The organism is Micromonospora sp. ANENR4, from assembly GCF_015354395.1.
In the GTDB taxonomy this organism is placed as follows: domain Bacteria; phylum Actinomycetota; class Actinomycetes; order Mycobacteriales; family Micromonosporaceae; genus Micromonospora; species Micromonospora aurantiaca.
In genome coordinates this window covers 152,780-164,989 of sequence record NZ_JADKYQ010000013.1, presented here as the reverse complement: position 1 = coordinate 164,989, position 12,210 = coordinate 152,780, and the positions used below count along the sequence as shown (strand labels likewise).

The window sequence follows — 12,210 nt, the reverse complement described above, 5'->3', positions numbered from 1 at the left end:
ACACTGCTGCGATGGACTGCCTCTTCTGCCGGATCGTCGCCGGGGAGATTCCGGCCACCATCGTCCGCGAGACCGCCACCACCCTGGCCTTCCGGGACATCGACCCGAAGGCGCCCACGCACGTGCTGGTGATCCCCAAGGAGCACTACGCGGACGTGGCCACGTTGGCCCAGGGTGCGCCCGAGCTGGCCGGCGAGGTGCTCCAGACCGCCGCCGTGGTGGCCGAGGAGGAGGGCCTGACCGTGGACGGGTTCCGGCTGATGTTCAACACCGGCCCGTACGGCGGCCAGGAGGTCTTCCACGTGCACGCCCACCTGCTCGGCGGCGCGCCGCTCGGCCCGATGCTCTGCCGATGACCGACGTCTCCGACCGGCTCGCCCGGATGGTGCGCCAGGCGCAGGCCACCGGGCGGATCCCGGCGGTGTCGGCCGCCCTGCACCGGGCCGACCGGCCGCTCTGGACCTGCACCGTGGGCGACACCGGCAACGACACTCCGCTGGGGCCGGAGACGGTGTTCCGGATCGGCTCGGTCACAAAGACCTTCACCGCGGTGCTCGTCATGCAGTGCCGCGACGAGGGGCTGCTCGACCTGGACGACCCGATCGGGCGGCACCTCGACCTGCCCGCGCACGGCGACGCGACGGTACGCCGGCTGCTGTCGCACACCGCCGGCCTGCAACGCGAGCCGCACGGCGACGTGTGGGACAGCCTGCGCGCCCCGGCCGTCGACGAGATGCTTGCCGACCTGGCCCGGGTCGAGCGGGTGCTGCCCACCGGCCGGCGCTTCCACTACTCCAACCTCGGACTGGCGCTGCTCGGCGAGGCGGTCGCCCGGCTGCGCGGCGGCACCTGGGCCGAGGTGCTGGCCGACCGGGTGCTCGGCCCGCTCGGGCTGACCGCCACCGGCCCGTACCCGACCGAGCGGGCCGCGACCGGGTTCCTGGTCGACGCGTACTCCGACGAGGCCCACCCGGAACCACCCGCCGACTTCGGCGCGGTGGCCCCCGCCGCGCAGCTGTGGAGCACCGCGTCGGACATGGCCCGCTGGGCCGCGTTCCTGGCCGACCCGGCGGCGCTGGACCCGGACGGCACGGTGCTCGCCGCGACGACTGTCGAGGAGATGCGCTGGCCGCTCACCCCCACCGACGAGGCGGTCTGGTCGGCCGGCTTCGGACTGGGACTGATCCTGATCCCGCAGCCGGAGCGGGTGACCCACGTCGGCCACGACGGCGCGATGCCCGGATTCCTCGCCGCCGTGTACGGGCGGCGCGGCGGGCAGGGCACCGCCGGGGCGATGGGCGCCGCGGTGCTCGGCTCGTCCGGCACCGGCGTGGAGGTGTTCGACCTGTCACACCGGCTGCTGGCCGCCGCCGCCGAGCACGACCCGGCGGAGATCGAGCCGTGGCGTCCCGGCCCACCCGCGCCGGACCACCTGCGCGGCGTGCTGGGCCGCTGGTGGGGCGAGGGCTTCGAGTACGTCTTCTCCTGGCACGACGGGACGCTGCGGGCGCGTGGCGCCGACGACCCGGCCGGGAAGCCGCCCGCGGTGTTCGCGCCGCTGCCGGACCGGCCGGACGTGTTCCGCACGGTCTCCGGCCGGGAGGCGGGGGAGCTGCTGCGGCTGACCCGCGACGAATGCGGCGTGGTGGTCCGGATGCACTGGGCGACCTACCGCTTCACCCGCACCCAGGAGACCTTCGACGGGTACGACTTCCGCGCCGGCGGCTGACCGCCGGGCACCGGAAATGGGCGCGGTGCGTACGGTGCCGACCCGATACGATGGAGGTAACCGTACGCCGCGCCAGCAGGGCCCGGCGCCCGAGAAGCGGAGAGCAGGTGGCGCAGGGCCCGACGGGCCCGACCTATGACCGGCACCCCACCTCCCGGCACGCCGCGTGTGCAGACCAGGATCACGGTCCCCGACCAGAAGATCATGGTGAACCTGCTCGGCGCGGGCGACGAGATCCTGCGGCTCGTCGAGCGCTCGATCGACAGCGACGTCCACGTCCGCGGCAACGAGATCACCATCACCGGTGCCCCCGCCGACAACGCCCTCGCCGAGCGTCTCTTCAGTGAGCTGCTCGAACTGATCGAGAAAGGCGAGACCCTGACCACAGACGCGGTACGGCGTACCGTCGGCATGCTCGAGCAGGGCGGCACCGAGCGGCCCGCCGAGGTTCTGACGCTCAACATCCTCTCCCGGCGCGGTCGCACCATCCGTCCCAAGACGCTGGGGCAGAAGAAGTACGTCGACGCGATCGACGCCCACACCATCGTCTTCGGCATCGGCCCGGCGGGTACCGGCAAGACGTACCTGGCGATGGCGAAGGCCGTGCAGGCGCTCCAGGCCAAGCAGGTCAACCGGATCATCCTGACCCGGCCGGCGGTCGAGGCGGGGGAGCGGCTGGGCTTCCTGCCCGGCACCCTGAACGAGAAGATTGACCCCTACCTGCGCCCGCTCTACGACGCGCTGCACGACATGCTCGACCCGGAGACCATCCCGAAGCTGATGGCCGCCGGCACGATCGAGGTGGCGCCGCTGGCATATATGAGGGGGCGCACCCTTAATGACGCGTTCATCATCCTGGACGAGGCGCAGAACACCACGCCCGAGCAGATGAAGATGTTCCTCACCCGGCTCGGCTTCGGCTCCAAGATCGTCGTCACCGGTGACGTCACCCAGGTGGACCTTCCCGGCGGGACGACCAGCGGCCTGCGGGTGGTCCGGGAGATCCTGAACAACGTCGAGGACGTGCACTTCGCCCAGCTCTCCAGCTCCGACGTGGTGCGCCACAAGCTGGTGGGCGACATCGTCGACGCGTACGCCCGCTGGGACGCCGAGCGGGAGAACCAGCAGGCGCAGAGCGTGCACGCCGTACCGGGGCGCACCGCCCAGGGCGGCCGGGCCGGCCGGCGCCGCTGAACCACCGGCGGAAGCCGTCACATCATCAGAGGAAGACAGTTGTCCATCGAGATCGCCAACGAGTCGGGTGTCGACGTCGACACCGACGCCGTGCTCGCCGTCGCGCGGCACGCCCTCGACGAGATGGGGGTCAACCCCCTCGCCGAGCTGTCCGTGCTGCTCGTCGACATCGAATACATGTCGGAGCTGAACCACCGCTGGATGGGTGGCGACGGCCCGACCGACGTGCTCGCCTTCCCCATGGACGAGGGCAGCGTCGACCACGGCCCGGGGGAGAGCAACCCGGCCGGCGGTGAGCCCGCCCTGCTCGGCGACATCGTGCTCTGCCCGGAGGTGGCGGCCAAGCAGGCCGCCGTGGCCGGACACTCGGCCGCCGACGAGCTGCACCTGCTCACCGTGCACGGCGTGCTGCACCTGCTGGGCTACGACCACGCCGAGCCCGAGGAGGAGCGGGAGATGTTCGGTCTCCAGGCCCGGCTGCTGGCCAGCTGGCGGTCGACCCGGTCGCGGTGATGGACACCTTGGCGGCGGTCCGCACCCCCGCCGGACTGCCTGATCTTCAACTCCTGGTCTTCGCCGCCGGGCTGGTGGTGCTCGCCGGCCTGATCGCGATGACCGAGGCGGCGCTGGCAGCGGTCTCGCCGGCCCGTGCCGCGGAGCTGACCCGGGACGGCGCCCGCGGCGGACGTGCTCTCCAGGCGGTCGCCGGTGACGTGGTCCGCCATCTGAACCTGCTGCTCCTGCTGCGCCTGCTGGCCGAGCTGACCGCCACCACGCTCGTCGCGCTGGTGGCCGTCGACACGTTCGGCGCGGGCTGGCGGGCGGCGCTGGTGACCGCGGGCGCGATGACTGTGGTGAGCTTCGTCGTGGTCGGCGTCGGCCCGCGGACGATCGGCCGCCAGCACGCGTACGCGGTCGGCCGCGCGGTCGCGCCGCTGGTGCGCTGGCTGGGCCGCGCGCTCAACCCGCTGGCGTCGCTGCTGATCCTGATCGGCAACGCGGTCACCCCCGGCAAGGGCTTCCGCGAGGGGCCCTTCGCGACCCAGGTGGAGCTGCGGGAACTGGTCGACCTGGCCGAGCAGCGCGGTGTGGTGGAGCACGGCGAGCGTCAGATGATCCACTCGGTCTTCGCGCTCGGCGACACCATCGCCCGCGAGGTGATGGTGCCGCGTACCGAGATGGTGTGGATCGAGGAACGCAAGACGCTCGCGCAGGCGCTGGCGTTGTTCCTGCGCTCCGGGTTCTCCCGCATCCCGGTGATCGGCGAGAACGTCGACGACGTGCTCGGTGTGCTCTACCTCAAGGATCTGATCCGCCGGGTGCAGGGCGACCAGGCCGCCCGGCAGATGCCGGTGGCCGAGCTGATGCGCCCGGCCACGTTCGTGCCGGAGTCCAAGCCGGTGGACGACCTGCTCTCCGAGATGCAGGCGGCCCGCAACCACCTGGTCATCGTGGTCGACGAGTACGGCGGCACCGGCGGGCTGGTCACCATCGAGGACATCCTGGAGGAGATCGTCGGGGAGATCACCGACGAGTACGATGTCGAGCGCCCGCCGGTCGAGCACCTGCCCGACGGGGCCGTGCGGGTGACCGCGCGGCTGCCGGTGGAGAATCTGGGCGAGCTGTTCGACACCGAGTTGCCCACCGACGAGGTGGAGACGGTCGGTGGCCTGCTCGCCCAGGCGCTCGGCCGGGTGCCCATCCCGGGCGCCGAGGCCGAGGTGGCCGGCCTGCGGCTGGTGGCCGAGGGCACCACCGGCCGGCGCAACCGGATCGACACGGTTCTGGTGAGCCGGGTCGACCGGGGTGACGCGCCGGAGGGCACCAACCGCAGCGAGCCGCCCGATTCGCGTGGCGACAACAACCGTGGCGACAACAACCGTTCCGAGGAGAGGCAACCCGCCGATGCCTGAGTCACCCGCCGTACCGGCCGCCCTGCCCACCCCCGCCGACCCGGCCGAGCTGAGCGCGGAGGACGCCAAGCTCGTGATCCTGGCCCGGGGCGCGCGGAGCCGGGTGGCTGCAGTGGAGGGCGCCGCGGTTCGCGACCAGGACGGCCGGACGTACGCGGCGGCGAGCGTGGCGCTGCCGTCGCTGACCCTGACCGCCCTCCAGCTCGCGGTGGCCTCGGCGGTGGCGGCGGGCGCGAGCCGGCTGGAGGCCGCGGTGGTGGTGACCGAGGCGTCGACGCTGGACGGCTCCGGGCACGCCGCCGTGCGTGACCTGTCCGCCGACGCGCCGGTGCACGTGGCCGCGCCGGACGGCACCGTCCTCGGCACGGTGGTCGAGTGACAACGCCCGAGCCGCGTCCCTACCGGGCCGGTTTCGCCTGTTTCGTCGGTCGGCCGAACGCCGGCAAGTCGACGCTGACGAACGCGATCGTCGGCACGAAGATCGCGATCACCTCGAACAAGCCGCAGACCACCCGGCACATCATCCGGGCGGTGCTGCACCGCCCGGACTCGCAACTCGTGCTTGTCGACACCCCGGGTCTGCACCGGCCCCGCACGCTGCTCGGCGAGCGCCTCAACGACCTGGTCCGGGAGACCTGGAGCGAGGTCGACGTGATCGGCCTGTGCGTGCCGGCGAACGAGCCGGTCGGCCGGGGCGACCGCTTCATCACCGGCGAGCTGGCCAGCCTCAAGGCGACAGTGCTGGCGGTGGTCACCAAGACCGACCTGGTCGACAAGAAGCGGCTGGCCGAGCAGTTGCTCGCGGTCAGCGAGCTGGGCGAGTTCGCCGACGTGGTGCCGGTCAGCGCTGTCTCCGGCCACCAGGTGGACACGCTCGTCGACGTGATGACCGGCTACCTGCCCGAGTCGCCGCAGCTCTACCCGGACGACATGCTCACCGACGACCCGGAGCAGGTGCTCGTGGCGGAGCTGGTCCGCGAGGCGGCGCTGGAGGGCGTACGCGACGAGCTGCCGCACTCCATCGCGGTGGTGGTCGAGGAGATGATCCCGGAGGGCAACCTCACCAAGATCTACGCCGACGTGTACGTGGAGCGCTCGAGCCAGAAGGCCATCGTCATCGGCCACCGGGGCAGTCGCCTCAAGCACGTGGGCACGACCGCCCGGCGGCAGATCGAGGAGCTGCTGGGCACCCGGGTCTATCTCGACCTGCACGTCCGCGTGGCGAAGGACTGGCAGCGCGACCCGAAGCAGTTGCGCAAGCTCGGCTTCTGACCGGCGGCCGGGGCAGGCCCGGGTAGCGGATGATCAGGATCAGCCAGACCTATGGGACATCTCACTTTCCATAGGTGTTCTTGCTTGTTTCACAGTGTCCGGGAGCAGGGTAGGGACCATTGTCTCTGCCCCCGGACCCCGCCGCGAGCTGATGCGAAACCGCTACCTGGACCTGCTCCGCTTCCTGGCCATCCTGCGCGTCGTCACCTACCACGTCACCGGCTACGCCACGCTCACGCTGGTGTTCCCGGCGATGTCGGTGATGTTCGCCCTGGCCGGGTCGCTGATGGCGGCGTCACTCGATCGCAGCGGGGTACGCGCGGTCGGCCGCCGGCTGCGCCGCCTGCTGCCGTCGCTGTGGGTGGTCGCCGCGGTCTTCGTGCCGGCCATGCTGCTCACCGGGCTGGCGTTCAGCCCGAAGGTGCTCCTCTGGCTCTTCCCGATCAGCGACCCGCCGGCCAACTACTGGGGCGGGCTGGCGCTCAGTCCGATCTGGTACCTGCGGGACTACCTGTGGTTCGTCCTCGCCTCACCGCTGGTGCTCCGGCTGTTCCGCCGGGCGCCGCTGCCCACGCTCGCCGCCCCGTACCTGCTGCTGGTCGCGATCGAGGTGGGCCTCCTGGCGAACCCGCCGACGGTGCTGCGGGAGTTCGGCCTCTACTTCGGCGCCTGGCTGCTCGGCTTCGCCCACCACGACGGGATGCTGCGCCGGATGCGCAACCGGGTGCTGCTGCCGGTGGCCGCTGTAGTCGGCGCTGCCGGGCTGGCGTGGATCGTCACCCACCCGGGGCCGCGCGGGTACGACATCAACGACATCCCGCTGGGCAACGCGCTCTGGTCGGCCGCGTTCATCCTGGTGGCGATCGGCCGGGCGCCGGCGGGGGTGACCTGGGTCGACCGCGTGCCGGCGCTCGGCCGGGCGGTCACTGTGGTGAACCGGCGCGCGCTGACCATCTACCTCTGGCACATGCCGTTCGTGGTGCTCCTCACCCCGCTTGTCGGCCTGGTCGGCTGGTCGCCACGCGACCCGGTGGGCCTGTGGCTGCGGGTGGGGCTGGTCTTCGCGCTCGTCGGCGTGGTGACGCTCATGGTCGGCTGGGTCGAGGACGTGGCCGCCCGGCGTACCCCCGAACTGCTCCCCGGCAAGCCGCGGCGGACCGTGGCCGACCGGGCGGCGGCCGCCCCGGCCAGCCCGGCCCCCGCCGGGGCGGAGGACGCGCTGGTCAGCGTCGGCGCCCGGGTGCCGGGCCCGCGTCGCCCGCCCGAGGACCCCGGCCGGAGAGACGGCGTCCCGGCGTCCCGGCGGGACGCGCCCGGCGGCGACTGAGCGACCACCGGGCGCGGCCCGCTCAGCGCGTGCTTACCGTGACGTTGCCGCTGGTGGCGGACGCTTCGAGCGTCACCGACGCGGTCGGGTCGTCGGTGACGCGTACGTCGGTGTCGCCGGATGTCGCGGTGGCGCGCACCCGGTAGCGGCCGGCCGGTACGGCCAGGTCGACGTCGCCGCTCGTGGCGTGCACCCGGGCCGGAGCCGGCTCGTCCAGCTCGACGACGATGTTGCCGGAGGTGGTCTCCACGTCGACGGCGGAGGCGAGCCGGCGGGCCTCGATGTCGCCGGAGCGGGCCCGCAGCCGCACCGGGCCGGCCGCCTCGACGACCCGGATGTTGCCCGACGTGGTGGAGGCACGGACCTCGCCGGTGGTGCCCCTGATGGTCAGGTCGCCGGAGCTGAGCGTGAACTCGACGGCGCCCACGTCGGTGAGGTCGACGTTGCCCGAGCCGGTGCCACCGCGGACCACCACACCGGGCGGCGCGGTCACCTCCCAGGAGATGCTGCACCGGTGCCCGCAGTCCGTGGGCAGGACGAGTTCGTCGCCCTTGATCTCGTACCGGCTGGTCGGCTCGTCGCCCTGGTAGCGGACCACGCGCTTGACGCGTACCTGGTCGGCGGGGCCGTTGGCCCGCACCACGACGTCGCCGGCGCCGTCGTCGTCCACGGTGATCTTCGTGATCCTGGTCCGCTCGGTGTGGTCGTAGTCGAGGCGGCGGAACGAGAGGGTGTCACACCCGGAGAGAACGATGAGGGCGGCGGCAGCGGTCGCGGCCACCGCGGTGCGGAGCGAAGCCATGGCCAGCACATTAGGACCGGCTCGGCGCCCGGCACATCGGGGATCGCCCGCCGGTGCACCCCGAGCCGACCCTGAGATCGCACCCGGAGGGAGAATGGCCTGATGGCCGGGTACCGCCGACAGCTCTACCGCGACGACGCGGTGGTGCTGCGTGTGCAGAAGCTGGGCGAGTCCGACCGCATCATCACGCTGTTCACCCGCCGGCACGGCCGGTTGCGCGCGGTGGCCCGGGGCGTGCGGCGCACCACGAGCCGGTTCGGCGCACGGCTGGAGCCGTTCGGGCACGTCGACCTCCAGCTCGCCGGTGACCCCAAGGGCAACCAGGGCAGCTCGTTGCACACCGTCAGCCAGGTCGAGGCGATCGAGCTGTACGGCAAGCGGTTCCTCGGCGACTACCCCCGCTACACCGCGGCCAGCGCGATCGCCGAGACCGCCGAGCGACTCACCCCGGTCGAGCGCGAGCCGTCGTTGCGACTGTTCCAGCTCACCCTCGGCGCGATGAAGTCGCTCGCCCGGGGCGAGCACGCCACCACGCTGGTGCTCGACGCGTACCTGCTGCGCGGCATGGCGTTCGCCGGCTGGGCGCCGGCGCTCGCCGCCTGCGCCGTGTGCGGCGAGCCGGGCCGGCACCGCGCGTTCTCCGTACCGGCCGGCGGCGCCGTCTGCCCGGACTGCCGCCCGCCGGGCGCCGCCCACCCCGCGCCCGCCACGCTGGAGCTGATGTCCGCGCTGACCTCCGGCGACTGGGGGTACGCCGACGCGGCGGAGACCGGCGTACGCCGGGAGTGCAGCGGGCTGGTCGCGGCGCACCTCCAGTGGCATCTGGAGCGCGCGCTACGCTCGCTGCCGCTGGTCGACCGGGGTGCCCCGGCGGCCGGCGCGGTCCCGCCGCCCGGCGTCGCGGGACCGGATGTGGTCCCGCCGCGCTCCGGCGCCGGGCCAGTCGCCGGTGTGAACAGGGAGATGACCGAGTGATCCGATCGACGAGGGCGACCCGCCGCGAGCCGGTGCCGCCGACCCCGCACCCCTCCGGCGCCCGTCCGCCGGCGCTGCCGCCCGCCGCGGTGCCCCGCCACGTCGCCATCGTGATGGACGGCAACGGCCGCTGGGCCAAGGAGCGCGGGCTGCCCCGCACCAAGGGGCACGAGCAGGGCGAGCACAGCCTGTTCGACGCCGTCGAGGGCGCGATCGAGATGGGCATCCCCTACCTGTCGGCGTACGCGTTCTCCACCGAGAACTGGCGGCGCTCGCCCGACGAGGTCCGCTTCCTGATGGGCTTCAACAGGGACGTCATCCGCCGCCGCCGCGACCAGCTCGTCGACCTGGGCGTACGGGTGGTCTGGTCGGGCCGCGCCGGCCGGCTGTGGAAGAGCGTCATCTCCGAGCTGCAGACCGCCGAGGAGATGTCGCGCGGCAACTCGACGCTGACGCTGCAGTTCTGCGTCAACTACGGCGGCCAGGCCGAGATCGCCGACGCCGCCGCCGGGATCGCCCGTGACGTCGCCGCCGGCAAGCTGGATCCGGCGAAGGTGAACGAGAAGACGGTGGCGCGGTACCTCTACCACCCCGAGGTGCCCGAGGTCGACCTGTTCCTGCGCCCCTCCGGCGAGCAGCGCATCTCCAACTTCCTGCTCTGGCAGACCGCGTACGCCGAGCTGGTCTACCTGGACACGCTCTGGCCCGACTTCGACCGCCGTCATCTCTGGTACGCCTGCGAGCTGTACGCGCAACGCGACCGCCGCTTCGGCGGTGCCCTGCCCAACCCGGTCGCCCCGGGCGCCTGACGTCACGCTTACCGGGGCGCCGCGCTGGGTACCGATACCTCCAGACAGCAAACGCGGAGGTGAACCACATGATTCAAAAGCGGATCGCGCAGTGGGCGTTCATGGCGGTCGCCGTGCCGCTGGCAGCGGCCGGCGCGCGCCGGCTCAGCCACACCCTGGAGGCCCGTCGCGGCCCGTCCGGGGTGAGCCGTCTGCTGACCAAGGGCGCCGACCTGGTCCGGCCGCAGAAGGCCAAGCGTCGCCGGTTCTTCTGACCGCGACGTCCGGCCCTGGTGGCCGTGGCCGGCATCCGGCCCGACCGTGACGCCCCGCATCCGGCTTTCCCGCCGGGCGCGGGGCGTCGCGCTCTACGATCGGCGCAGGGCGTGCCGCCGGGTGCGCGCCCGCCACGGGGGTGGAGGATGCGCGATCTCCGGTACGAGATGACTGCTGCCCTGGCCGCCGCCGACCTGGTGGAGCCGGCTCGCCGGGACGCCGTCGCCGCACTGTGCGCCGACGTCGCCCAGCGGTGGTGCGCCGACCTCGGGCACACCCCCGCCGTCCGCTCCGGTGAGATCGGCGAGCTGGCGGCGGGCGAGCCGGCCGCCGGGTGGGCGCCCGACCCGGACGGCCAGCGGGCCTGGTGAGGCGTCCGGCCGGGCTGCCGGTGCGGCTCACGCCTCCACTTCGGAGCGGTCGCCCGCCCAGAGCGTGTGGAACGAGCCGGGCCGGTCCACCCGGTGGTAGGTGTGCGCGCCGAAGTCGTCCCGCAGGCCCTGGATCAGCGCGGCCGGCAGCCGCTGCGCCCGCAGAGCGTCGAAGTAGGCCAGCGACGACCCGAAGGCCGGGGCCGGCACGCCCGCCCGGGCCGCGTCGGCCACCACCCGTCGCCAGGCCGGTACGCCGGCGCTGACCCGCTCGGCGAACCACGGCGCGACGAGCAGCGTCGACAGGTCCGGCTCCGCGTCGTACGCCTCCCGGATCCGGTCCAGGAAACCGGCCCGGATGATGCAGCCGCCCCGCCAGATCGTGGCCGTACCGCCCAGGTCGATGTCCCAGTCGTACTCCCGGCTGCCGGCCCGGATGTGGTCGAAGCCCTGCGCGTACGCGACGATCTTGCTGGCCAGGAGCGCGCGGCGCACGTCCTCGACGAACGCGTCCCGGTCGTCCACCTGCCACTTGTCGCCCGCGTCGGCGAACACCCGGCGGGCGGCCTCGCGCTGGTCGGCGTGACCGGACAGCGACCGGGCGAACGTGGCCTCGGCGATGCCGGTGATCGGGATGCCGAGGTCCAGCGCGCTCTGCACGGTCCAGCGGCCGGTGCCCTTCTGCTCGGCCTGGTCGAGCACGATGTCCACGAACGGCTGGCCGGTGGCCGCGTCGGTGTGGCCGAGCACGTCGGCGGTGATCTCGATGAGGAACGACCCCAGCTCGCCGCCGTTCCACTCCCGGAAGATCTCCGCGATCTCCGCCGGGCTCGCCGACAGACCGGCCCGCAACAGGTCGTACGCCTCGGCGATGAGCTGCATGTCGGCGTACTCGATGCCGTTGTGCACCATCTTCACGAAGTGGCCCGCGCCGTCCGGCCCGATGTGCCGGCAGCAGGGCTCGCCGTCCACCTGCGCGGCGATCTTCTCGAAGATCGGCCCGAGCTTGCGGTACGACTCGGCCGACCCGCCGGGCATGATGCTCGGGCCGAGCAGCGCGCCCTCCTCGCCGCCGGACACACCGGTGCCGACGAAGTGCAGCCCGTGCTCGCGCAGCGCCTCCTCCCGGCGGCGGGTGTCGGCGAAGTGCGCGTTGCCGCAGTCGACGACGATGTCGCCCTCCTCCAGCAGCGGGATCAGCTCGTCGATCACCGCGTCGGTGGGCGCGCCGGCCTTCACCATCACGATCACCGCGCGGGGCCGCTCCAGCGAGCCGACGAAGTCCGCGAGCGACTCCGACGGCACGAACGTGCCCTCGTCGCCGTGCTCCGCGACCAGGCTGCGGGTACGTTCCGGCGACCGGTTGTGCACCGCCACGGCGAAGCCGTTGCGGGCCAGGTTCCGGGCCAGGTTGCGGCCCATCACCGCCAGACCGGTGACCCCGATCTGCGCCGTCGCCTGCTCTGCCATGCGTACCGCCACCTCTCGTTCGTGCTGCCGTGCTGCGACCGTATCGCGGTCGCCGGGGGAGCGGGCGGGGACGTCGACAGGGCGTGACCGAGG

14 protein-coding genes are annotated in these 12,210 nt (G+C 73.0%); 12 read left to right on the top strand and 2 right to left on the bottom strand.

Going from position 1 to position 12,210, the window contains the following annotated elements; all coding sequences use genetic code 11:
• The first annotated feature begins 11 nt into the window (after window positions 1-11).
• The 8 genes from IRY44_RS23265 (at window position 12) to IRY44_RS23230 (ending at window position 7,435) form a co-directional block, all read left to right on the top strand.
• On the top strand, window positions 12-356 hold the full coding sequence (locus tag IRY44_RS23265; protein WP_013475524.1) for a histidine triad nucleotide-binding protein: 345 nt from the start codon (window positions 12-14) through the stop codon (window positions 354-356).
• The gene (locus tag IRY44_RS23260) at window positions 353-1,729 is read left to right on the top strand and encodes a serine hydrolase (RefSeq protein WP_194802350.1); all 1,377 of its coding nucleotides are present in this window, start codon (window positions 353-355) and stop codon (window positions 1,727-1,729) included. The genes IRY44_RS23265 and IRY44_RS23260 overlap by 4 nt, the downstream gene beginning before the upstream one ends.
• Before the next feature lie 135 nt (window positions 1,730-1,864).
• A complete protein-coding gene (locus tag IRY44_RS23255; protein WP_194802349.1) occupies window positions 1,865-2,923 on the top strand; it encodes a PhoH family protein in 1,059 nt (352 codons plus the stop codon).
• 39 nt (window positions 2,924-2,962) lie between these two features.
• Window positions 2,963-3,436, top strand: coding sequence for an rRNA maturation RNase YbeY (gene ybeY, locus IRY44_RS23250; protein ID WP_013287968.1), 474 nt, complete (start codon window positions 2,963-2,965; stop codon window positions 3,434-3,436).
• Window positions 3,412-4,836: a hemolysin family protein gene (locus IRY44_RS23245; RefSeq protein WP_228532661.1), complete on the top strand. Its 1,425-nt coding sequence runs from the start codon at window positions 3,412-3,414 to the stop codon at window positions 4,834-4,836. Before ybeY ends, IRY44_RS23245 begins: the two co-directional genes overlap by 25 nt.
• Entirely contained in the window at window positions 4,829-5,215 is a 387-nt protein-coding gene (locus IRY44_RS23240) for a cytidine deaminase (protein WP_194802347.1), read from the top strand. Before IRY44_RS23245 ends, IRY44_RS23240 begins: the two co-directional genes overlap by 8 nt.
• On the top strand, window positions 5,212-6,108 hold the full coding sequence (gene era, locus IRY44_RS23235) for a GTPase Era (protein WP_194802346.1): 897 nt from the start codon (window positions 5,212-5,214) through the stop codon (window positions 6,106-6,108). The genes IRY44_RS23240 and era overlap by 4 nt, the downstream gene beginning before the upstream one ends.
• Window positions 6,109-6,259: 151 nt before the next feature.
• Window positions 6,260-7,435 (top strand): acyltransferase, encoded by a 1,176-nt coding sequence (locus tag IRY44_RS23230; RefSeq protein ID WP_194802345.1) that lies wholly within the window; start codon window positions 6,260-6,262, stop codon window positions 7,433-7,435.
• A gap of 22 nt (window positions 7,436-7,457) precedes the next feature.
• Here IRY44_RS23230 and IRY44_RS23225 read toward each other — a convergent pair whose 3' ends face one another.
• Window positions 7,458-8,237, bottom strand: a complete 780-nt coding sequence (locus tag IRY44_RS23225) for a DUF4097 family beta strand repeat-containing protein (protein WP_194802344.1) — start codon at window positions 8,235-8,237, stop codon at window positions 7,458-7,460.
• 102 nt (window positions 8,238-8,339) lie between these two features.
• Between IRY44_RS23225 and recO the strand changes: the two genes are divergently transcribed.
• The 4 genes from recO (at window position 8,340) to IRY44_RS23205 (ending at window position 10,647) form a co-directional block, all read left to right on the top strand.
• Window positions 8,340-9,212: a DNA repair protein RecO gene (gene recO / locus IRY44_RS23220; RefSeq protein WP_194802343.1), complete on the top strand. Its 873-nt coding sequence runs from the start codon at window positions 8,340-8,342 to the stop codon at window positions 9,210-9,212.
• Window positions 9,213-9,244: 32 nt separating this feature from the next.
• The gene (locus IRY44_RS23215; RefSeq protein ID WP_194802397.1) at window positions 9,245-10,021 is read left to right on the top strand and encodes an isoprenyl transferase; all 777 of its coding nucleotides are present in this window, start codon (window positions 9,245-9,247) and stop codon (window positions 10,019-10,021) included.
• A gap of 68 nt (window positions 10,022-10,089) precedes the next feature.
• Window positions 10,090-10,275, top strand: coding sequence for a hypothetical protein (locus tag IRY44_RS23210; RefSeq protein ID WP_194802342.1), 186 nt, complete (start codon window positions 10,090-10,092; stop codon window positions 10,273-10,275).
• Between the two features lie 147 nt (window positions 10,276-10,422).
• A complete protein-coding gene (locus IRY44_RS23205) occupies window positions 10,423-10,647 on the top strand; it encodes a thioredoxin reductase (RefSeq protein ID WP_128138750.1) in 225 nt (74 codons plus the stop codon).
• Between the two features lie 27 nt (window positions 10,648-10,674).
• Here IRY44_RS23205 and gndA read toward each other — a convergent pair whose 3' ends face one another.
• Window positions 10,675-12,117 carry an NADP-dependent phosphogluconate dehydrogenase gene (gene gndA / locus IRY44_RS23200; RefSeq protein WP_194802341.1) on the bottom strand — a complete coding sequence of 481 codons (1,443 nt, stop codon included), beginning with the start codon at window positions 12,115-12,117 and terminating at the stop codon, window positions 10,675-10,677.
• Between the last annotated feature and the right edge of the window lie 93 nt (window positions 12,118-12,210).